At 68.2% G+C, this 22,181-nt stretch carries 16 protein-coding genes; 11 read left to right on the top strand and 5 right to left on the bottom strand.

Features of this window, described 5'->3' with window-relative positions; all coding sequences use genetic code 11:
• Positions 1–7 precede the first annotated feature (7 nt).
• Complete coding sequence (locus ACZ6ZD_RS22955; protein WP_465675258.1) at positions 8–601, bottom strand: MBL fold metallo-hydrolase; 594 nt, start codon at positions 599–601, stop codon at positions 8–10.
• Between the two features lie 175 nt (positions 602–776).
• Between ACZ6ZD_RS22955 and ACZ6ZD_RS22950 the strand changes: the two genes are divergently transcribed.
• A complete protein-coding gene (locus tag ACZ6ZD_RS22950) occupies positions 777–1,211 on the top strand; it encodes an acyl-CoA thioesterase (protein ID WP_465675256.1) in 435 nt (144 codons plus the stop codon).
• Here the strand turns inward: ACZ6ZD_RS22950 and ACZ6ZD_RS22945 are convergent.
• Together ACZ6ZD_RS22945 and ACZ6ZD_RS22940 are read right to left on the bottom strand one after the other, a co-directional pair.
• On the bottom strand, positions 1,208–3,946 hold the full coding sequence (locus tag ACZ6ZD_RS22945) for an AAA family ATPase (protein ID WP_465675254.1): 2,739 nt from the start codon (positions 3,944–3,946) through the stop codon (positions 1,208–1,210). The genes ACZ6ZD_RS22950 and ACZ6ZD_RS22945 overlap by 4 nt on opposite strands.
• Before the next feature lie 52 nt (positions 3,947–3,998).
• On the bottom strand, positions 3,999–4,550 hold the full coding sequence (locus ACZ6ZD_RS22940; RefSeq protein WP_465675252.1) for a sigma-70 family RNA polymerase sigma factor: 552 nt from the start codon (positions 4,548–4,550) through the stop codon (positions 3,999–4,001).
• 216 nt (positions 4,551–4,766) lie between these two features.
• Between ACZ6ZD_RS22940 and ACZ6ZD_RS22935 the strand changes: the two genes are divergently transcribed.
• The 5 genes from ACZ6ZD_RS22935 to ACZ6ZD_RS22915 all read left to right on the top strand — a co-directional run bounded on the left by ACZ6ZD_RS22935 (position 4,767) and on the right by ACZ6ZD_RS22915 (position 9,719).
• Entirely contained in the window at positions 4,767–6,737 is a 1,971-nt protein-coding gene (locus tag ACZ6ZD_RS22935; protein ID WP_465675250.1) for a LuxR C-terminal-related transcriptional regulator, read from the top strand.
• A gap of 234 nt (positions 6,738–6,971) precedes the next feature.
• Positions 6,972–7,361: a hypothetical protein gene (locus ACZ6ZD_RS22930; RefSeq protein WP_465675248.1), complete on the top strand. Its 390-nt coding sequence runs from the start codon at positions 6,972–6,974 to the stop codon at positions 7,359–7,361.
• A 64-nt stretch (positions 7,362–7,425) separates the two neighbouring features.
• Positions 7,426–7,920 (top strand): hypothetical protein, encoded by a 495-nt coding sequence (locus tag ACZ6ZD_RS22925; RefSeq protein ID WP_465675246.1) that lies wholly within the window; start codon positions 7,426–7,428, stop codon positions 7,918–7,920.
• A gap of 23 nt (positions 7,921–7,943) precedes the next feature.
• Positions 7,944–8,429: a hypothetical protein gene (locus ACZ6ZD_RS22920; protein ID WP_465675244.1), complete on the top strand. Its 486-nt coding sequence runs from the start codon at positions 7,944–7,946 to the stop codon at positions 8,427–8,429.
• An 81-nt stretch (positions 8,430–8,510) separates the two neighbouring features.
• Positions 8,511–9,719: a cytochrome P450 family protein gene (locus ACZ6ZD_RS22915; protein ID WP_465675242.1), complete on the top strand. Its 1,209-nt coding sequence runs from the start codon at positions 8,511–8,513 to the stop codon at positions 9,717–9,719.
• A 31-nt stretch (positions 9,720–9,750) separates the two neighbouring features.
• Here the strand turns inward: ACZ6ZD_RS22915 and ACZ6ZD_RS22910 are convergent, their stop codons facing one another.
• A complete protein-coding gene (locus ACZ6ZD_RS22910) occupies positions 9,751–11,007 on the bottom strand; it encodes a BTAD domain-containing putative transcriptional regulator (protein ID WP_465675240.1) in 1,257 nt (418 codons plus the stop codon).
• Between the two features lie 350 nt (positions 11,008–11,357).
• On the opposite strand from ACZ6ZD_RS22910, the gene ACZ6ZD_RS22905 reads away from it, so the two are divergent.
• A complete protein-coding gene (locus ACZ6ZD_RS22905; protein WP_465675238.1) occupies positions 11,358–11,729 on the top strand; it encodes a tyrosinase family oxidase copper chaperone in 372 nt (123 codons plus the stop codon).
• 6 nt (positions 11,730–11,735) lie between these two features.
• Positions 11,736–12,812, top strand: coding sequence for a tyrosinase family protein (locus ACZ6ZD_RS22900; RefSeq protein ID WP_465675236.1), 1,077 nt, complete (start codon positions 11,736–11,738; stop codon positions 12,810–12,812).
• A gap of 23 nt (positions 12,813–12,835) precedes the next feature.
• On the opposite strand, the gene ACZ6ZD_RS22895 is transcribed toward ACZ6ZD_RS22900, so the two are convergent.
• A complete protein-coding gene (locus ACZ6ZD_RS22895) occupies positions 12,836–13,285 on the bottom strand; it encodes a MarR family winged helix-turn-helix transcriptional regulator (RefSeq protein ID WP_465675234.1) in 450 nt (149 codons plus the stop codon).
• A gap of 54 nt (positions 13,286–13,339) precedes the next feature.
• Here ACZ6ZD_RS22895 and ACZ6ZD_RS22890 point away from each other — a divergent pair, with 54 nt between their 5' ends.
• From ACZ6ZD_RS22890 to ACZ6ZD_RS22880, 3 genes are all read left to right on the top strand, one after another.
• Positions 13,340–14,383, top strand: coding sequence for a GNAT family N-acetyltransferase (locus ACZ6ZD_RS22890; protein WP_465675232.1), 1,044 nt, complete (start codon positions 13,340–13,342; stop codon positions 14,381–14,383).
• A gap of 478 nt (positions 14,384–14,861) precedes the next feature.
• Positions 14,862–21,413, top strand: coding sequence for an RHS repeat-associated core domain-containing protein (locus ACZ6ZD_RS22885; protein WP_465675230.1), 6,552 nt, complete (start codon positions 14,862–14,864; stop codon positions 21,411–21,413).
• Positions 21,404–22,075, top strand: coding sequence for a hypothetical protein (locus tag ACZ6ZD_RS22880; RefSeq protein WP_465675228.1), 672 nt, complete (start codon positions 21,404–21,406; stop codon positions 22,073–22,075). Before ACZ6ZD_RS22885 ends, ACZ6ZD_RS22880 begins: the two co-directional genes overlap by 10 nt.
• The last annotated feature ends 106 nt before the right edge of the window (positions 22,076–22,181 follow it).

Here is a 22,181-nt window from a genome sequence, read left to right as displayed (position 1 = left end):
GTGGCGATCAGACACCGGAGCCACAGCTGAACCGATTCCGGATGCCCGGCGCGAACGGCGCGCCGTGGCCCGGCACGATCAGGATCGGCTGCAGCGCCAGCACGCGCTCCCGGGATTCTCGGAGGACGTCGCGGTCGGCGGCGAACGGGTCGTCGACCGGGCCGAACTCCGACCACCAGAGGTGGGTACACGCCACGAGACCCTCCGCGGTATCGATCAGGGTCGTGACGTCCTGCGCGGTGTGGCCCGGCATCCGCAGCAGGCGCACCGCGCCGGACAGCTTGCTCACCCCCGGTCCGTCGCTGAACGTGCGAGGCACCCAGCGGTCGTGCTGGTACGTCGCCTGGAAGTCGTGGAAACGCGCATCCGGAAACAGGGCCGCGTTGAGCGTGTGATCCGGGTGGTGGTGGCTGAACACGACGTCCGTCACCGCATCGGGGGTGACGCCGGCCGCGGCGAGCGGGTCGAGGATCAGCGACCGGTCGGCGACCATGCCGGGATCGATCACGGCGATGAAATCGCCGTCGCGGACCAGGGAGACGGTTCCCGCGATCCGCTCGCCCAGGTAGCCGACCGACAGGACCTTCACTTCGGCGCTCACAGTGACCTCTTTCTGCCCACCAGTAATGCGCCTACTCTCGGCCGCGCCCAGCCCCCGGCGAATCAGTCATCCGTCTCTCCGGTCACTTTTCGCCGGCCGTTCTGAACCGGCGGGCCCTTCGTGCGTCTGGACCTACGAGTGACTCTCAGCCGAGAGCCCGATCAGCGGAGGCAGCATGACTCACACGACGCGGATCGTCGTCCGCAGCGACGACATCGACGCCAACGGCCACGTCCGCGGCGGCCAGTACCTCAACTACGCCGTCCACGCCCGCTGGACGGCGCTCGCCGAGGCCGGCCTCTCGCTCCGGGAGATCACCTCGGCCGGTTTCGGGCCGGTGGATCTCGACGTCTCGATCAAGTACCTGCGGGAGCTCACGCTGGGCGACGAGATCGACGTCGACACCCGGGTCGAGTTCCCCGCGCCGCGCTACGTGAAGGTGATCCAGTCGGCCACCCGCCGCTCCGACGGCGTCGTGGCGGCCGAGGTGGTCAGCACGACCGGGATCCTGGACCTGGCCGAGCGCAAACTCGTCGACGACGCCGCCCAGGTCTGGAGCCGCTTCCTGCGCGATCCCGGCCTGCTCGGCCTGCCCGACGCGGTCGGCTAGCCGCCCGGCGCCTGCTTGGTCAGGGCGTCCCGGAGCCCGGCACGCGACGTGATGCCGAGTTTCGGATAGATCCGATAGAGGTGGGCCCCGACTGTGCGGTGCGACAGGTAAAGGCGTTCGGCGATCTGTTTGTTGCTCAGCCCGCCGGCCGCCAGCTCCGCGATCTCGCGCTCCTGCGCGGTCAGCGGGGTCTGCTCGAGTTGGTCGGAGCCGTGCCGGTGTCCGGCGGCGCGGAGCTCCTGCAAGGTCCGGGCGAGCCACGGCTCGGCTCCCATGGCGGCGAAGCCGATCCGCGCGTTGAGGAGGTGGGGCCGGGCGGCCGCGGGGCCTCTGCGGCGCCGCAAACTTTTCGCGAAGGCGAGCCGGATGCGCGACGCCTCGAAGAGCCACCGCTCGGCGATGGGGTCCGCGAGCGCCTCCTCGAGCTGTCGGCCGGCGTCCTCGTCCTCGAGAACCAGCGCGTCGACCGCGCGCTGCAGGAGCGCCATCCGGGGCGAAAGCGCCGACACGTCAGCAGCCCGCATGGCGTCGGCATGCGCGCGGGCCTCCGCGGTCCGGCCGGTGCCGAGGGCCGCTTCCACCAGATCGAACATGACGAGCGTGGCCACCGGAACGTACGGCGCCAGCACACCGGCCGGGCTGATCGCGCTGGCGTTGCGGTACGCCGCCTCGTGGTCACCCTGGGCCGCGGCGGCCAGCACCCGCGGGTGATAAGCGGTGGTGACGACGAGACCAACCCCGCGTGGCACTGCCCACTGGGTCAGCTCGTCCGCCAGCGCGAGCGCCTCGTCGACGCGCCCGCGCCCGGCGGCCAGGAGCGCCCGGCTGTACTGGAAGTTGAACATCAGGAACTGCAGGCCTTTGGTTGCGCAGAGCAACTGTCCTTCCGCGGCCAGCTTCTCGGCCTCGTTCCAGCGGCCCGCGAGGTAGTCGTCCCGGCACAAGAAGATCAGCGCGCCGACCTGCAGGCGGGGTACGCCGCCCTCGTGGCCGTAGCGCACCGCACGCCACGCCGAGTCGCGGAGGTCGCCGAGCCGGTCGAGGTAGATCGCGGTCATCCCGATCCGCATGATCCGGGCGAAGTCCCGCTCGTCGGCGAGGGTGGCGAGCAGGGCATCGAGCGCGGGCCGCGCGGCCGCACCGGTGCGGACCGGATCGGGAACCGCGCCGACCGCTACCGCGAGCACATCTGTCGGGCTTGTCTCGAGCCGGTCCAGCAGCCGCTGGTAGCGCGCCCAGTTCTCGGGGACGCTTGTGTACCAGGCGAGCACCAGCAAGGTGTGCAAGGCCTCGTCGAGCACCGGATCGTCCCCGCGCCAGGCGTGCTCGCCGAGCTCGATCGCGCCGGCGAGCAACCGGAACGCAGTCTGGACGTCGCCGTCGCTCTCCAGCATCAGCAGCGCCGCCGCGGTTGCCGCCCGCAGCGACGAGCCAAGACTCGGGCGGACCGCCAGAGCATCGGCCAGCAGCTCGCTGGGATTGCTCCCGGCGCCACCGGCCGCGGCCCCGAGGTAGGCCGCCTCGACCAACCGGCGGGCCCGGTCGTCCTCGGTCGTGCTCAGCTCGGCTGCCCGTGCCAGCGCGGCGACCGCTCCGAGCACATCTCCGCGGCGCAAGATCCCTTGGGCCGCCTGCTCGAGCAACGCTGCCGTTGTCTCGTCCGGCCCGTCGGTCGCCGCGGCCAGGTGCCAGGTGCGCAGCTCCTCGTCATCGGCGACCGCGGCAGCGATGGCGAGGTGGGCCAGCCGGCGTTCCTCGTGTGTCGCCGACGCGACCACCGCCGACTTCATCAGCGGATGGCGGAACGTGACCTGCGCGGTCGAGTCGTCGACCGTCAGGATCTGGGCGCGCTCGGCGGCAGCGAGATCAGCGACGTCGGCGATGCCGCGCAGGAACCGCAGATCTCCGTGACCCTCGAACGTGGCGATCAGGAGCAGCCGGCGGGTGGCCGGCGGCAGCTCCGCAATGCGCGCGGAGTAGAGCTGCTCGAGCCGTTCGCTGAGCGGCGCAACCGCCGTCGGCTCCCAGCCGCGGGCGGACGCCGATCGCGTCAGCGTGCCCGGAAGCTCGACCAGGGCGAGCGGGTTGCCTTGGGCCAGCTCGAGCACGCGCTGCCGGACGTCCCTCGGCAGCTCCGGAAAGCGGGTGTCGACCAACCGCCTGGATGCCGCCATCGTGAGCGGCCGCGCCTCCACCTCGGCCAGGCCGCGCCAATCGAGATGACTGCCGGCGCCGCTGCGCGAGGACACCACAACGCCGACCGGCGCGCGCTCGATCCGCCGCGCGATGAATCCGAGGGCGACGGCACTCGGCCGGTCGGCCCACTGCATGTCGTCGACCAGTAGCAGAATCGGCGTCCGCTCGGCGGCGGCCGTCAGCAACGACAGAGCGGCATTGCAGACCAGCAGAACGGACGGCGGGGCGCCGGTATTGAGGCCTAGGGCAACCATTAGCGCCGCCCGCAGACCGGGTGGCAGCCCCTGGATCTCGGTCTGCAGCGGCGCCAGCAACTGATGGAGGACCGAGTAGCTGATGGCTGCCTCGAATTCCGAACCGGTGGCTCGCAGCACCCGCATACCCTGGCCGGCCGCGAGCTCCGCCGTGGCGGCCAGCAATGCGGACTTCCCCACGCCGGCGTCCCCACGCACCATGCGAATGTCGCCGCGGGAGCGCACCGACGCCAGAAACTGCTCGATTTGTGCGAGCTCGGCGTCCCGGCCGAACAGATCCCGCATGACACTGCCCCGATCGGTGACTTCCTGCGCTGCTGCACCTCGACGTACGAGCCTATTGCACGATCGGCACCGGAAGAGTGTCAAACCCGTACACCGCATCCCGCAGCGACCGCATCGCGTAGTGGGCGCGCGACTTGACCGTGCCGGCCGGGACGCCGAGCCGCCGGGCGGCCTCGTCCACCGAGTGTCCCTTCACATGCAGTTCGACGAGGACGGATCGATGTGGTGAGCTGAGCCGCGTGATGGCCTGATGCAGCGTCAGATGGGCGATCATCGCGTCGGGGGACTCGTCTCCGGAACCGGCTGGATCGACGCCGATCAGGCTGAGCTCCGGCGGCCGCGTCTGCCGTCTGCGGTACGCGTCGACGGCCAGTCGCCGGGCCACGGTGAACAGCCAGCGGCGCTGCGACTCCGGCTCGGTCGGTACGGCGTCCAGGCTCCGCCAGGCCCGCAACATGGTCTCCTGGAGCAGATCCTCCGCGGTGTGGCCTGCGCCCTGCGGCACCAGACTCCGGAGAAAACTGAGTAGTGCTCGTCTGTTGTGCAGGTGAATCTCCTGGAAGCGTCGCTCGGACGCCGGCAGGTGGTCGATCGTGATCGTCATCCTCAGCCCGTTGTCGATTCGGCACGTCGGGGCGCGAGCCTAGGCGCGGCCAGTGGAGCGCTACTGACCTTTCAGTGACCTCGTTGTGCGTCCGCCGGGCCAACATCTCAATCCGTGCTCGAACCTCCGGCTGAGGTTGTCAACAGCAACTACTGACAGGAGGATCGCCTGAGATGGCGGCGTCGCCCACGCCTGCCACGGGGAACGGGGTGAGCCATGGAGCTGGAGGCCGCGCAGCGACAGGTACTCGAGGCGGCCGCGGTGATCGGTTCCCTGGACTGGGACGTGCTGCTGCCCACTGCCGACGTCTCGGAAGGCGAAGCGCTCAGGGCGCTGACGGCGGCCGCCGACCTCGGCCTGCTGCCCGCGGACGGTAGCGCGGAGTGGCCGCTCGACGCCCGCGCGAAGCTGCTGAGCTCGATGGCGGCCTGGCGGCGGTCGGCGCTGACCAGGCGGGCCGCCGCGGTCATGCTGGAGCGCGCGGAGCAGGCGGCGGAGCCGCTCGCGATGGCCGCCTGGTGGGCCCGGACCGCGGAGTTGTACGAGTCCGGGGGCGAGCTGCCCTTGGCCGGTGAGCAGTACCTCCGGCTGGCCCATCTGATGGCCGATCAGGGCGATCGCCCGGCGGGGGAGGCCTATCTCGAAGCGGCTGGTCGCTGCGGGATGTCCCCGCTGCAGGTCATGGTCGGGCACGTCCGGCTGGCCGCCATGAGCGGAGATCACGACGCGGCGCTGACCCGGGGCGAGAAGTTGCTCGAGAACGCCGTCGGCAATCAGCATCACGAGCTGGCGTACGTCCTGGCGTGGTCGGCCCTCGGCGCCGCGGACGCCGAGCGCTGCCGGCTGCTCCTGCGGAACTTCGCGGCCGACGATCCGCTCGCGACCGCGATCCGATCGGGACTGGCCATGCTGATCGGTGACCAGGAGACGGCAGATCGGTACGCGCGGACCTTGGCCGCGTTCGCTGTGGAGTCGGCGCCGCCGAAGGTTCGCTTTCTCGCCGAGCTCACGACCGGTGTCTCCGACCTCGGTCGGGACCCGGTCCGGTCCGCCGAGGCGTTCGTCCGGGCGCGGCGCCTCGCGGCCGAGCACGGCCTGGTCACGTTGCGGATCCCTGCCCTGATCCAGCTCGGCGGCGCGGAGATGATGCTCGGCCCGGAGGCGCCGTCCTTGATCGCGGCGCGCGAGCTCGCGGCTGAGCGCGACCTGCCGGGCTATGTGCTCAGGGCTGACCTTTTGCTTGCCCAGCTAGAACTGCTCACGATCGGGCCTGCTGCGGCCGAGGAGCGCGCCGTCCAGGCTCGGGAGCTGGCCGAGGCCAGTGGGTATCGGCAGTTGGCAGCGCACGCCGAACTGGTGCGGAGTTGCGCTCTTGCCGTAGCGGGCGACCGGCAGCGGCTCGAGCGATCGCTCGCGACGGTGGCGCAGGATGGTTCGATTCCGCCGCAGCTGGCGCCGATGCCGGATCTGTTGCGCGCGGTCGGCCGAGTCGCCACCGGCTCTTTGGACGGGACCGTGGCCGCGCTCGAGTCCGGGCTGGCGAATCTGCGGATGCCGAGCGTGCTGGCCGGGCCATTGATCGGTCTGACGCACGTCGTGGCTGCGGTCACCAAGGAGTACGACGCCGTCGCCAGGCTGTTGTCCGCACGGCGCGGGCAGAAGTACCTGCACCCGCTGGCGGTGGCCGGGTCGGACTACGCCGAAGGCGTGCTCGCGGCGCGGGAGGGACGCGAGGACGACGCGTTGGCGCTGCTGCAGTGGGCGAATTCCGCCACCGAGTCGTACCCGGGGATCAGCGGGCTGCTCCGCCTACCCATGCTGATGTCGGCCAGCTCTGAGGGCTGGGGTAATCCGGCGCTGCGACTGCGGTTGGATCTCGCCAAGTACCAGGCGTCCGGCAGCGTCGGCCCGATCGAAGTGTGCCGGGTCCTGCTGCGCCAGGCCGGCGTACCGGTGCCACAGCCGGGCCGCGCGGACATGCCTGCCGAGCTCGTTCGGCTGGGGATCACCAACCGTGAGCTGGAGGTGCTGGCGCTGATCGGCGAGGCGGTCAGCAACGCCGAGATCGCCGACCGCCTGTGCCTGTCGGTCCGAACCGTCGAGACCCACGTGTCGAGCCTGCTGCGCAAGACCGGCAGCCGAAGCCGCCGCGAGCTCCGCACCGTCTGGCTGCGGCACACCCTCTGACCTGATCCGCGACCACCGAGCCGGCGCCCCCACAGGGCGCCGGCTCTTTCGCGTGCGCGCTTCTGCTGTTCACCTTCCGCCTCCGTGGTGACCACGGAGGCGAGCCCGCCCGGCGGCGGTGTGGCACGGAGCCGGACGCCGTCCGGACCGGCCGAATCACGTAGCCGGTACGGACGTGCTCGCCGCGGGCCCGGCGGCACGATGACAGGGCAGCGAAACCGAAAGGAAAAGTCCATGATGACCAGGAAGAAGGCCGCCGCCCAGGTAGCCGCGTTTCTCTCTGTGGCCGGCACCCTGGCCTTCGCCGGTACGCAATCCGCCCACGCCATCGACGCCTGCGACCTCAGCAAGAAGGTCGATGAACTCCGGCAGTGGGACGGCGAGAACAAGTACAACATCGTTGTCTGGAAGGAAGGCGCGATGCGCGACTCCCAGTTCAACGGCGTCATCCATCGCGGTGAGGAGAAGGAATTCGCCTGCGGTCAGTTCAGTGAGACCACCTTTCACTGGCGGGTCTTCCGGGACGGCCATTTCACCCGGCAGGGCGATGGCGGCTACCGGAACTGGGCCTTCTACGGCGTCTGGGAACGCAATGACACCCACGTCAAGTTCTTCCGCCGGTAACGCTTTTCCCGCTGTACATCCGCCCCGCTGAGTCCCCCCTTCCCGAAACCCTTGGAGTCCCACCATGCGCTCTTTCCGGGCCCGCCCACTCGCCGCGCTCGTCGGCGCCACCGCCCTGCTGGCGGTCGGTCTCCCCGCCGCCGCCCAGGCCGCCGCCGCCCCCGCCGCGCCGCCCGCGGCCGTCAGCAAGCAGCAGGCCATCTCGATCGACGTGACCGTCAACTTCATCGACATCACCGCGAAGCTGTACTCGATCATCAACGACGCGGTCGAGACGAACCAGAACCGCGGCGGCTACGTGAAGTCGCTGATGGAAGGCGCCTTCTACGACGCCGGCCAGCGCTACAACGTGATGGTGATCAAGGCCGACCACAGGTACGACAACCGGACCCGGGGCGTGATGTACGACGCCACCGCCAACGGCTACCACGGCGGCTTCCGGATCCTGGTCTTCCGCGACGGGGAGTTCACGAACCACGGCGACGGCGGCTTCATCAACTGGGCCTTCCGGGGCTGGTTCACCCGCGACGGCAACCGAGTCGTCTTCCGGCAGCCCTGATCCCACCACGAGAGGCAACTTCCATGTTTCGCAGAATCGTCCTGGCCGCCGCGGCCGTGTCCACCCTGCTGCTGACCGGCGCGGGCGCCACGACCGCCCAGGCCGCCGATCACCGGCCGGCCGCCGACAGCACGGCCAAGGTGCAGTCCGACCAGGTCCAGGTCCGGATCCACACCGACAAGATCGGCCGCGGCTTCGCGCTCGGCGAGGCCCTCGAAGGGCTGCCGCGGATGAACCGCGAGCCGTTCGTCCGGCGGGCCGTCGACGTCGCCTTCGAGCAGGCCGGCAGCCGCTACAACGTGATGCTGATGAACCTCAACAACAACTACACCGCGCGACCCGCCGGTGTTCAGATCTACGCGAGCGTGGCCTACGAACGGATCCACTACGGCTTGTGGATCTTCGATTCCGGCGAGTTCACCAACCACGGTGACGGCGGCTGGATCAACTGGGGCTTCAAGGGCTGGTTCGACCGTAACGGTCCGACCGTCAACTTCCGGCGGCCCTGACGTCCGCGTTCCTCGGGCCCGGTGAGCAGGGCCCGAGGATCCCGGATTGAACCGGCCGGGCGCTCGCGCGTCGACAACAGTATGGAGTCCGACATCAAGCAATCATCCGCCCAGGAAACCTTCCTGGGCTTCTTCCGTGGTGACGTCCATGGCGAGCTGGCCGAGTATCGCGAGCAGCGGCGGGTCGCGCCGCTCCGGCTGCCGGACGGACGGACCGGCTGGCTCGTGACCCGGTTCGACGACGTCCGCCAGGCGTTGACCGATCCCCGTCTCGTCAAGGACGGCCTGCTGTCTCCGCTCGGTTTCCGGCCGCAGCTGCCGCCGGACATCTACGCGGCGACGGCGCGGAACATGCTCAGCGTCGATCCGCCGGACCACACCCGCCTGCGGCGGCTGATTCAAGGAGCGTTCTCTGCGCGCCGGATGGCACGTCTGGAGCCCGCGATCACCGCTATCGCCGACGGCCTGATCGACGGCCTCGGGACGGCGGGCTCGCACGATCTCGTGACGGAGCTCGCGTTCCCGCTCCCGATCACCGTGATCTCCGAGCTGCTCGGCGTCCCCGCGGACGAGCGCGGCAACTTCGTGGAGTGGGCGAACATCATCGCCTCGGGCGCGAACCGCAGCGACGAGGTGCCCGGCGCCATGACCGCGATGGTCGGCTACATTCGCGAGCTGGTCGCCGCCAAACGCGCCGCGCCGGGCGACGACCTGATCTCCGAGCTGATCTCCGCGCGGGACAGCGACGATCAGCTCAGCGAGGACGAGCTCGTCTCGACCGTCTACCTGTTGCTGCTGGCCGGGTACGACACCACGGCGAACCTGATCGGGAACGGCGCCTGGCTACTACTCGAGGACCGCACGCGCTGGGATGACCTGTGCGCGCATCCCGAGCGACTGCCGCAGTTCGTCGAGGAGACCTTGCGCTACGAGAGCCCGGTGCAGCTGGCGACCCATCGCCTGGCCACCGAGGACCTCACGTACGGCGACGACGTCATCCCGGCCGGATCGACCGTGCTGCTCTCGATGCTGTCGGCCCATCGCGACGATCGCCAGTACGCCGAACCCGAGCGATTCGATCCGGTCCGGACGCCCGGTCCGCATCTCGCGTTCGGCCACGGTATTCATCACTGCCTCGGCGCGCCGCTGGCCCGGTTGGAGGCGCGTATCGCGTTCACCAGCTTGGTCACGCGCTTGCCTGAGCTGCGATTGGCCGACGGCTTCGTCCCACGCTGGCGGGCCAGCGCGCTGATGCACGGGCTCGACGAGCTGCGCGTCACGGCGGACTGAGCCCCGACGCCGACGTCCGGCCGACCTGTTGTCAGGGCAGCCGGTCGGGCGTCGTGGGAGCCGCGAGACCGACGACGGTCGGATCGCGTAACAGACCCGCCCAGAACTGGGCGGCGTCCTCGACCAGGCGGCGCGAGGCGAGATCCAGCAAGCCGGTCACACTCGTCACCACACCGGCCACCACCCCGTCGGATCGCCGTACCATCGACTGCACCAGCCGCACGATCTTCGGCGACGGATACTCGAAGCGGGTCATGACCTCGATCTCGTCGCCGAGGACCAGCTCCTGCAGGTACTCGATCGACACGTCCAGCTCTACCGGCCCGACGCCGGCCGCCGCCAGCTCCCGGATCGACAGACCGGCATCGGCGAGCGCGGCCCAGCGCGCCTGGATCGAGTAGTCGAGGTACTTCGAGCTCCGGACCTGGCCGTTGGTGCCGATGTCGTCGCTGCTGATGGTGAGCGTCATGGTGTGCGTGACGCCGTCGGCCTGCGGCCGAGAGTTCTCCGCCGGCTCGGGCGTCCGGCGTGGGGTGCTCGGACCGTGGAAGATTCGCCGATAGGCGGCATGGACCTCGGCGCCAGGGTCGACCCCGAGCTCCTCCGCGAGCCGGCGCCGCAACGACTGATGGACGGCGAGGGCTTCAGCTCGCTGGCCGGCCGCGGACAGAGCCAGCATCAGCCTGGCCTGCAGCGCTTCGTCGAACGGATGGTTCGCCGCCACGTGTCGCAGGAACGTGAGCGCCGAGCGACCGCCGTCCAGGCTCAGCGACAGGTCGGCCGCCTCGCAGGCCCGTCTGGCCAGCTCGTGATCGACCGCGGTGAACGCATCGGACTGCTCCGCTACCAGCTGGGGAGCGCCCGCACACGACCCCCGCCAGAGCTCGAGCGCCGCCACGTACGCCGTCATCGCCGCATCCGGCCGGGCGCGATCGAGCGCGGCGCGTGCGTCCAGGACGAGCCTTCGGAAGCGCAAGAGATCCAAGCTCTCGGCGGCGACCAGGATGCGATAGCCGACGGCGTTGGAAGCGATCCAGCGCCCGCGCATCCGCGGAACCAGATCCGGTTCGAGCACGCGGCGCAGGTTGCCGACGTACCGGTGCACGATGTTGACGGCACTCGGCGGCGGCTGACTGCCCCACAACATCGAGACGATCTCGGTGGTGCCCACGACGTCGCCGGCGCGGGCCAGCAGCAGGCCGAGGACCAGTCGTTGTTGCCGGGGACCCTGATCGAGTTCCTGCCCGTCGCGCCAGACCCGGACCGGGCCGAGCACCTCGAACCTCAACTGCGGAGATCCGGTAGCCGCTCGAGCCAGGGGTAGCTCTTCCACCGTCACCATGGGGGTCTCAGGTCCTTCCGTCGTACAGATCCGAGCCCACCTTGCCGACTCGGCCGGTAGGTGCACATCAGTCATGTCGCCACGCATCCGGTGACGCGGCGCACGCGCGGATGACAGGCCGCCGGATCGGCGTCCAGCGGCGACCACACCGTCGAGGAGCGCGCGGCTAAGTCATTTGACGCTAGACACCAGAACCTCGAGCGCTGTGGTCGCGCGATCGTGTCAACCGATTGCGGTCGGTGATCGTCTAGGGAGAGATCGGATGAATTTGGCAACGATGTGAGCGGAGTGGATCTTTGAGTCAGATCAGTCGCAGGACCTTGCTGAGCGTCGCGGGGGCGGTCGGAGCTACCGCTGTCACGGGGACCGTCGCGGTGACTTGGGGCAGCCGGCCTGCGGCCGCGGCGGGGGAGTCGTTCGACGAGATGTATCGGGGACGGCGGATCCAGGGGTCGGTGGCGCACAATCAGGCCGTCGGGCATCTGCCGATGTCGGCGGCTCAGATCGACGGACGCCCGTTGCACGTGATGCGGCGTCCGGACGGGTGTTACGCCAGCTCCGTCGTCCATTACGAGCCGGCGACCAGTCTTCACGATGTCGTTCGGCAGGCGGTCGATCGACTGCACGGCGCCCAGCTCACCGTCGTCCATCACCACCACGGCGGGTGAGGGGGGATGCCGACGTACGTCCGCAAGAACCATCGCGACTGCACGCCCGCCGAGCGGAACCGCTTCCTCGACGCGCTGCTGGAACTCAAGAAGAAGCCGTCCCCGAAACCGCATCCCGCCAACAGCCACGGCACCGTCTACGGCGACTTCGTCGCACTGCACTACGACGCGTTCTTCAGCGGGGTCGCGCACGGCTCGCCGAACTTTCTGCCGTGGCACCGCCAGTTCCTGATCGAGCTGGAGATCGCGCTCAACCGGACGACCGTTGCCCGCGGCAAGCCGTTCATCTCGGTGCCCTACTGGAACTGGATCGAGGACCAGGACCCGGCGTCCGGCCCCTGGGTGCCCGAGTGGCTCGGCGGCAACGGCACGGGTCTGCTCGGCCAGGTCCAGACCGGACGTTTCGGCGTCCCCGACTCCCGGCTGGCCGAACTGTTGTCCGAGGCATCGATGACCAAGCTGCGCGCGGCCGGCCGGATCCGGGACCTCCCGTACGAAGAGGGCGACGCCATCTGGGCCGAGCTCAAGACCAACCTCCGCGACCTGCCGCCGGCCCTCAAGGAGCTCTGGCTCGTCCACCAGGTGGTCGACGAGCGACCGTTCCTGATGCGCGAGTTCGACCTGCCCTTCAGCGCCAGCCTGCCCTTCCGTCATCGCGAGACCGAAGCCGAGAAGAACGCCCGCCGCGCCAAGGAAGGCGAATGGTTCCGCGACCGCGGCCTCGGCCTCCTCGACGTCCTCGACACCACCACCTACGACGTCTTCGCGTCCCGCTTCGAATCCGACCAGCACGGCATGCCCCACGTCGCCCTCGGCGGCCACATGGGCAGCGCCGGCTCCCCCAACGACCCGACCTTCTGGCTCCACCACGCCTACGTCGACAAAATCTGGGCCGACTGGCAACGCAAACAACGCCGCACCCACCCCACCGAACCCCCCTACCTCCCCCTCACCACCACCAACACCACCCCCGGCTACACCGACACCTTCGCCCCCTGGTCCACCCACTCCGCCAAATCCCTCATCAACACCACCAACATCCACCACCCCAAAGCCGGCCACCTCAGCTACACCTACCGCTGACCCGCCCGTGAGCTGGGCAGCGGTCAGTCGGGGAGGTTGGCGATGCGGGTGGCGATTTGTTCGAGGGTGGCGAGTTCTTGGGGGGTCAGGTGGTCGATGAAGCGGTCGCGGGCGGACTGGAGGTGGCCTGGTGCGACGGTGGCGAGGAGGTCGAATCCTTCGTCGGTGAGGTGGTAGATCGAGCCGCGTGCGTCGTCCGGGTCGGGTTCGCGCTCGATGAGGCCGCGTTGTTCCATTCGGGCCGCGTGGTGGGACAGGCGGCTGCGTGACCACTGCATTTTGCTGGCGAAGTCCTTCAGGCCCCAGCGCCGGTCCGGCTGTTCGGACAGCGTGCTGAGCACTTCGTAGTCGGCCGAGGACAGGCCGAGCCGGCCGAGGTCGCGGCCGAGGCGGCTCGGCAGGACGGTCAGCAACCGGCGGAACGCCCGCCAGGCGCGTTCCTCGTCGGGGCTCAGCCATTTGGTCCGGGTCACGGGGTGATCGTACGTCTTTGACATGTCAAAGAGAAGTCGGGCATGATCTGTGACATGTCAAAGAAAATTCTTGTTGTCGTCGCCAGTACTCGGCCCGGGCGGCTCGGACCGGCGGTGGCCGATTGGTTCCTCGAGGCCACCGCCCGGACCGCGGCCGAGTTGGGGGTGCAGGTCGAGATCGGCGACCTGGCGGTGCTGAACCTGCCGTTCTACGACGAGCCGGAACATCCGTCGAGCGAGGTGTACGTCCACGAACACACCCGGGACTGGAGTCGCCGGGTGGATGAGGCAGACGCCTTCGTCTTCGTGACGAACGAGTACAACCACGCGATGCCGGCCACCCTGAAGAACGCATTCGACTTCCTGTACCGCGAATGGGCGTTCAAACCGTGCTGGTTCATCGGCTACGGCAACACCTCGGCAGGCACGCGCGGCGTCCAGATGGCGCGCAGCGTGACGGCGTCCCTGCGGATGCTCGCCGTGGGCGGCGACATCTTCCTGCGCATCTCCGAGCAGATGGCCAACGGCTCCGTCGTCCAGGACGACGTACTGGCACAGCGCGCGCAGGCGGCGCTGCGACAACTCACCCGATCAGCCGACTTCCTGCGCCCGCTGCGATCCCCGCGCCAACAGCCCGACATCGTGCCCGCAACCGACGCGGACGTCGCCGAACTACTCGTTCTCCAGCGGTGCTGCTGGGTCGACGAGGCGATCGCCAACGACACCCTCGCCCTCCCCGCGCTCCACGAATCCGAAAGCGACGTCCGGTCTAGCCTCTCGACCTGGCAAACCTGGATCCTCCGCCGCGACGGCCGCCTGATCGCCGCCGTCCGCGCCAAAGCGGACGACGACCACTGGCACATCAGCCGCCTGATGGTCGCCCCCGACCAACGCGGCGCCGGCCTCGGTCGCACCCTCCTAGCCCACGCCGAACACCAAGCACCCCCCACCCTGACCACCGCACTACTCTTCACCGGCACCCAAAGCAAACAAAACCAACACCTCTACACCCACGCCGGCTACCACCAAACCCCCGGCCAAACCCCACCCACCGCCATCCGCCTAACCAAACCCCTCCCCACCCCCAACGCAGCCTGACCCCCAACCGCGACCGGCGCCGCCCTGTCGGAAGCCATCACCGAACGCCCTCGCCTTCCGTCGCCACCTCACCCTCGCCGTGCGCCGTTTACGTGTTTGGACATCGCTGCTCGGCTGTACCTGAACAGTGCACCGGCAGTAGCAAGACAGTGACCCTCGCGGGGCTAGATCGACGAAATGCATCGGGTTGCTATGGGCAATGATGCGACACGCCGGCGATGTTTTCATCTTCGTGCAATCCGCGTAACGCGATCGGGTCGCGTCGCGATGTTGCCGGTGCTGGCCACCACCGAGAGCCCGCCTGCTGTCGGTGGCTGTCCCTTCATGGCCGGCGTGAGGCTGGTGTATCGCCATGTTCGTCTTGGATCGTTCGCAGTCGACACGTGTGCAGTGGGCTCCTCGGGTTACGGCCGCGGTGGTGGCGTTCTCGCTACTGGTGACAGGCCTCGAGGGCCAGCAGTTGGCGCAGGCTGCGCCTGTGGCTGACCCGGCGCCGCCGGCTGTGAAGGTCGCGTCCCGACCGGATCTGGTGTCGGCGATGGTGACGGCGCGGTCGCAGGGATCGCGGGTCGAGGTGGAGGCGATGCGGTCGGAGACCGCGACTACGTGGGCGAACCCGGATGGCACGTTGACGACCGAGGCGCACATGGCGCCGGTGCGGTTCAAGAACGCTGCCGGGCAATGGCGTTCGGTCAACCTCGAACTCGCCAAGGCGGCGGATGGGACAGTCGCGCCGAAGGGTCACAAGCTCGGTTTGAAACTGGGCAAGCGCTCTGCGGCTGCGGGTGGAGTGTTTGCGTCGGCCGCCGCTGGGGCTGGCAAGTCGGTGGAGTGGCTGGCGCCGTGGAAGTTGCCTGAGCCGAGTCTCGATGGGACGACGGTGACGTACGGCGATGTGCAGGCCGGCGTTGACCTGACGATTGATGCGCGTCGCTCCGGGTTCGAATCCGACATGGTGGTGAAGACGCGACCGGCGGACGGCGTGGCGCCGGTGTGGCGCTTCCCATTACGTACCAAGGGCCTGACCGCGCGTGTGGGCAAGGGCGGGGTGATCGAGTTCGTCGATGCGAAGAGCGTGGTCCAGGGCCGGATCCCGGCGGCGTACATGTGGGATGCGGTGAAGGATCCGGCGACCGGTGATGTCGTGAACAAGGCGCTGGTGGATGTGTCGGTCGAGCAGATCTCGCCGGGCGAGGCGACGCTGGTGGTGGCTCCGGACAAAGACTGGTTCCTGGACCCGCAGCGAGTGTTCCCGGTAACGGTGGACCCGACGTACGTGGCCGCGACCGCCTCACCGTCGTTCGACACCTTCGTGCAGACCAGCGTCGGCACAGACCTCTCGTCGATGACGGAGCTGCGGGTCGGCAAGAACGGTACACATCAGGAACGCACGTTCTTCAACTTCGGGTCGGCATCGTTCCAGGGCAAGGACATCGTCTCGGCCTCCCTGTCGCTCTATCAGGACGGCTCCACGACCTGCACCGCCACCGCGGTCAACCTGTATGGCTCGTCGCCGGCGTCCACGTCGACGACCTGGGCGAATCAGCCGACGATCTCCAGCACGCTGTCCGGAACCGCGACGACAGCGAAGGGCTTCTCGAGCTCGTGCGCGGCGGGCCGGATCAGCATCCCGATGACCAGCCTCGCCCAGTACTGGTCGTCCACCCCGGCCGGCACTGTCGGCGTCGCACTCAAGGCATCCAGCGAATCGGACGCCGCATACTGGAAGCGGTTCAGGTCCAGCGAGTCCGCGACCGATCCGTTCGTGTCGTTCACCTGGAACCGGCCGCCGAACGCGCCGGCGACCGTCGAGCCCAGCGAAGCTGTCGCCTACGCCGCTCCTGGTGAGACCAGTTCGTCGTTGTACTCGGCGTCGTTGCGGCCGTGGGTTCGGACGAAGGCTACGGACCCGGATGGCAACACGGTCAAGTACGTCTTCGAGTTCTACACCGGCTCTGGCTCGACGCTGAGCGTGAAGGGCACCTGTACGTCGTCGGTGTATGCCTCCGGGACGACTGCGGGTTGTCGGCCCGCTACCGATCTGCCGGATAACACGCTGCTCTACATCCGCGCGAAAGCGAACGACGGCCGCCTCGACGGCCCGTGGGTCAGCTACAACCAGCGACTCCGCACCGGCGCAGCAACACCGGCACCGCCGACCGTGTCGTGCCCCGCTCCTTACGCGAACAACACCTGGCAAGACACCGCACCGACCGCCAACGTCACCTGCACGATCTCCGCGACTGGCACCGGCTACAACGCACCCGGATACCTGCGGGTGATCATCGACGGTAAGCGCCCGCCCGCAAGCCCGGCCGGTGGTGCTGAAGGGCAGATCAAGATCACTCCGTCGAGCGACCCTGCGGTCGCCAAGTGGACGGTGACGTTCCCGAAGGACAAGGCCGGTCTGCGCACGATCGTCACGCAAGCGGAGACTCCGGCGGGCAAGTTCTCCACCGGCGTCACCTACAAGTTCGGCTGGGGTGGAACCTCGCTCACATCACCGACCGCCAATCCGCTCACAACCACCGCAGACGCGGTCCGGATCACCGCCGCCGGCCCGCCCAAGGGCACTGCCTCGAGCGTCGAAGCTCGCGTGAAGTGGCGCGTCTCGGGGTACGGCGGCGCGGACGATCTGGTCGGCTGGAACGAGGACTCGACGCTGCTCCCGGTGACCGACAACGGTGCCGGCGGCGTCACGGTGAACACGCTGTGGGACAGCAACAACGCCAAGATCGACCAGCACCTGGATTCCGACCCGGCGACGGCTGGGATCCAGGCGACGACCTTGAACGAACGTGTCCCGGTCAAGCTCGATCTTCAGGTGTGCTTCAAGTACGGCGGCACCGAGCAATGCACCTGGTCCCAGACCTCCGACACCACGATCCAGCGACTGCCTCACGCCTTCGGCAACAACTACCCGACCTCGGACGCCGGCCCCGGCCAGGTGGCCCTGTGGACGGGTGAATTCAACATGTCGGCCAGCGACATTTCGGTCCCGGGCTATACCGGTGACCTGTCGATCTCGCGCTCCCACATGACGTACGAGTCGCCGGGTAACAGCATCACTGGTGTCTTCGGTGAAGGCTGGTCGGCACAGTTCGATGGCGCAGAAGCTGGTGCTGCGGGCCTGCAGGTCATCGACTCCACGCGCCTGGACGGCACGCTGGTCCTGACCGGCGACGACGGCTCGACGCTGGTCTACGAGGCGCCGAACGGGCAACGACGTACCGGTGCCGACCTTGCCCAGGGCACCTGGGTGCCAGTCGACGAGGAGACCGAGACCGAAGGGTCGAAGCTCACCGTCACCGGGACCGGCGCGAACGCCGTCCTGTCCTTCATCGAGGACGACGGAACGGTCACGACCTGGACCAGCCCGACCACCCCGTCGGCAGCCACGGACAAACTGTTCCGAGCTGTGGGGATCTCTGAGGTGGGTGTCGCTGGCAAGACGACTTTCTCGTACGACAGTGGTGGTCGCCCGACTCGCATTCTGGCTCCTCCGCCCCCTGGCGTCACCTGTGGCGCCTTCAATGTCAGTGACCCGCTGGCGGGGCTGAACCACGGATGCCGAGCGCTCCACTTCGACTACACCGTGATCGGCACGAAGTGGCGCCTGTCCGCGGCGTGGCTGGACATCTACAACCCCGACAAGTCCGGCGTCAACAAGATGGACTCGATCAAGGTCGCGGCCTACACCTACGACAGCAACGCGCGACTGATCAAGGTTACCGATCCGCGCTCGAATCTCGCGACGGACTACACCTACAACTCTGCGGGTGACATCGCGACCGTCAAGCCGCCGGGGCAGGTGCCGTTCCAGCTGAACTACGTCACCGTCGGCGACCGTCCCAAGCTCGACACGGTCACTCGCGAGCGACCGTCCGGCGGCACGGCGACACTCGGCAAGTACGTCTACGACGTGCCGCTGTCCGGTGACGGCCTGCCCGACCTGACCGCGGCGTCCGTCGGGCGATGGAACCAGAAGTCGGCACCCAGCCGCGGCGTCGCGGTCTTCGGCCCCGACCACCCTGTCACGGGCACCCCCGGTGCGGGGGACTGGCAGTACGCCGATCTGCAGTACGTCGACGCCGCCGGCTACACCGTCAACGACGCCCAGTACGGCGCCGGGGAGTGGCAGTACACGTCCGTCGACTACGACGACCAGGGCAACGAAGTGCGCGAGCTAGACGAGCGTGCGCTGCGCCGAGTCATCGACGACCCGACAGTCCGCGGTGCAGCAGTCGACCAGCTCGCCTCACTGACGGTCTACAACGCAGACATCAAGAACGCCGAGGGCACGGTAGTAACGCCGGCCGGCACTCTGGTCACCGACACCTTCGGCCCTGCTCGGTTCGCCGCGCTCAAGGACGGAACGGTCGCCTGGGTCCGTGCCCACGGGCACACCGACTTCGACCAGAACGCGCCGAACGCCGGCATCAACCCCGACACGACCCTGCCGTACCGGCTCACTACCGCTGAAACGACCTCAGTGTTCGATCCCGGCACGGGCACTGACCTCGAGGTCATGTCGCGAACGCTCAGCAACTACGGCCCGCCGGTATCAGGCGACGCGGATGGTTGGGCGAAGAGCCAGATCGGCAAGACCGTCGTTGACGTCAACCTCAACGGCGCGATCGACCCCGCAACCGACATCATTACGCTGGCGCGCTACGACGCCGAAGGGCGCGTGATCGAGACACGACAGCCGGAGTCGAACGGCGCCGACGCCGGAACTGCGAAGACGGTCTACTACACCGCCGGGTCGACGACCCCGGCCCACTGCGGCGGCAAGCCCGAATGGGCCGGCCAGGTCTGTTGGAGCGGCCCGGCGGCCGTCCCCAGCTCCAGCAGCGGGACGACACCGGGCTTGCCGTCTGCGACGAGCTCGGCCTACAGCTATCTGCTCGTCGCCAAGGCCTCGGTTGAGAGCTCCGGCACGGCGAGCAGGACCACCACGTACAGCTATCTGGCCGACGGTCGGCTCCAGACGTCTGAGGTCACCACCACAGGTCTCGCCGGTTCCACCCCGAACGGCTCGACCGGAATCACCTACGACGCCGCCACCGGCCTGCCCACGATTCAGACCGTCACCCAGCCCGGCGGAACCACGGCGAATGTGACCACCGGATACGACTCGTGGGGCCGGCCGGTCACCTACCAACCCTCGGGAGAGCAGCCGACCACCACGACCTACAACGCGGCCGGCGCCGTGGCCTCAGTCGTTGATGCGAACGGGGCAACGACGTACACCTACGACGGCGCCGACGCCGACGGCAAGACCGAGAGACGCGGCTTGGCCACCAAGGTCGACGTAACCACTGCCGGGTCCACGTGGACCTCGACCGGCGCCTACGACGCGGCCGAAGCAATGACTGTCCAGAAACTGCCGGGCGGCATCACCGAGATCAACCAGATCGACAACGCCGGCGAACTCATCGGCCTGCGCTACACCGGCCAAATCACCACCCAGAACGAAGACGGCAGCACCACGGTCGACCCCAACGGCAACTGGCTGTCCTGGTCCATCGACAACGACGCCAACGGCAACGTCGCCCGCGAATGGACACCCGACGGCGCCGCATTCACCGGACCGGCCGGCGCCGGCCCCGGAGACGCCATCCCCTACGACCGCGCCTACAGCTACGACATCGCCGGACGCCTGACCGAGGTCCGCGACCGCACCGCCGCTACCACCGGCATCGACGTCACCGACCCCGCACAGGCACCGGACTGCATCACCCGCCGCTACGGCTACGACCGCAACGACAACCGCCTCACCAAAACCACCACACCCGCCGACGCCAACGGCGCCTGCACCACCACCGGCGGCACGACCGCCACCCGAGCATTCGACACCGCCGACCGGCCAACCACCGGAGCCAACGGAGCCGGCAGCTACGCCTACGACCTCTTCGGCCGAACCACCACGCTCCCAGCAGCCGACACACCCAACCCGGCCGCCGGAAACGCGACCCTGGCCTACTACGACAACGACCTACCCCAATCCATCAGCCAAGGCCCCACAGCGACCTCGTTCACACTCGACGCGCTCCAGCGACGCGCCACCGAAACACGCACCGACGCCAGCGGATCAACACAGACCGTCCGGCACTACACCGACACCTCCGACAACCCCACCTGGACCACCACCGGCACCACCTCGCAGCGCTACACCGAACTCGTCGGATCCAGCCTGTCCCTCACCGTCGACCAAGACGGCAACGCCGACCTCACCCTGGCCAACAACCACAGCGACGTCGTCACCACCGTCAACCTGCCCTCACCCACAACACCCGCCACCTCCATCGCGGGCTGGAACAACTACGACGAATACGGCAACGCCAGCACCTCCAACAGCGCCACGACCGGCGACATCAAGTACGGCTGGCTCGGAGCAGAACAACGCGCCACCACCGACAATGGCCTCCTTCTGATGGGCGTCCGCCTCTACAACCCAGCCACCGGCCTCTTCACCTCACAAGACCCAGTCCCCGGCGGCAACACCAACGCCTACACCTACCCCACCGACCCGGTCAACGACCTCGACCTCGACGGCCGCATGAACGTGCGGAACTGGGCCGGACGAAGCACCGGCGGCAGTTACGGCTTCAGCAGCGGCATGAAACCCGTCATCACCTACGGGCCAAGTATCAGGATCGGCCAGAGTCGCCGGCCGGCCCAGACGTCAACCAAGTCCTCGAAGGCTGCCAAAAAGCCGAAGAAGAAGATCCACAAGAACAACAGGGACTACCCAGGGCCGGTCTGGGGCTACACCATCTACTACCACGCGAAGAACGGCCGTTTGCGTATCTGGAAGTATGGGATCACAGCTGTGGCCCCATGGCAGGCGCGCCCGAGATCACAGCTGGGTAAGTGTCGACGTCAGATGGTATCCGAGTGCATCGTTAGCAGTAGGGTGTATAGGTTCCGTGGCAGGAGGAAAGCTCTCGCCTGGGAGAAGAGAAGTTTTGCCGCCTACCGTGCCATCTGGGGCAAATGCCCACCGGGAGCTCGATCATGCAGATGAAAAAACCTTGGCTGGACGTGGGCACCATCGTGTCGTTGAACGACCAGATCCAGCATGTCTTCAGCCGCCAGGCCGGGAGCAGAGCCTATCGAGCTGCCGAAGCGCTCGCAGCGCGGCTTGAACCGAAGTTCGACGGAAGGGCGTGGCTCGGCCAAGGCGGGTTCAGCAAGATAAGTATCGGCATCGAGCTACGCCAGGTGACCAAGGAGCGGAAACTTCGATCGGTCGTCATCGAGGGATCGGTGCTCGGCGTGGATGTCTCGATGATCTACCCCGATCTGGAGACCGCGAGCCCGGAAGAGATCGAGGTCGCGCTCGAGCCGGTCGTGATGGAGGCATTTGCGGTGGCCGGCGACCGCAAGAAGCTCGGCCCGATCCCATCGGTCGGCGAGGGGACCAGCTTGCAGCAGGCTCCCGAACGTCCGCCGGGTGAGGAGTTGCTGTTCTATTACGAGGAGCCGGGGGACTGTTACATCATCGCCCGGCAGCTCCCGCAGGCTGGTCCGGCTGAAGTCGATGCGGCGATCGATCGGTATGAAGATGACCTTCGCTGGCTGTTGTCCGAAGAAGCCCTGAAGCGTGTCGACGTGGAAACGACAGAAACCCAGATCCGATGGATCGTCCCGCTGCCAGCCACGCTCGACGACAAGGACTCCTCGTAGCTTCCAGCGCGACAACAACAGCTACCACCGGCCCTGTCGGCGCGGGCTCACCGGCAACCAGTGAAAGGACCGGGCTGGCTCCGTGGCCCGGTCCTTGCATCTGTCG

This window comes from Kribbella sp. NPDC104218 (assembly GCF_055584105.1).
This window is presented reverse-complemented; position numbering and strand designations above follow the sequence as displayed.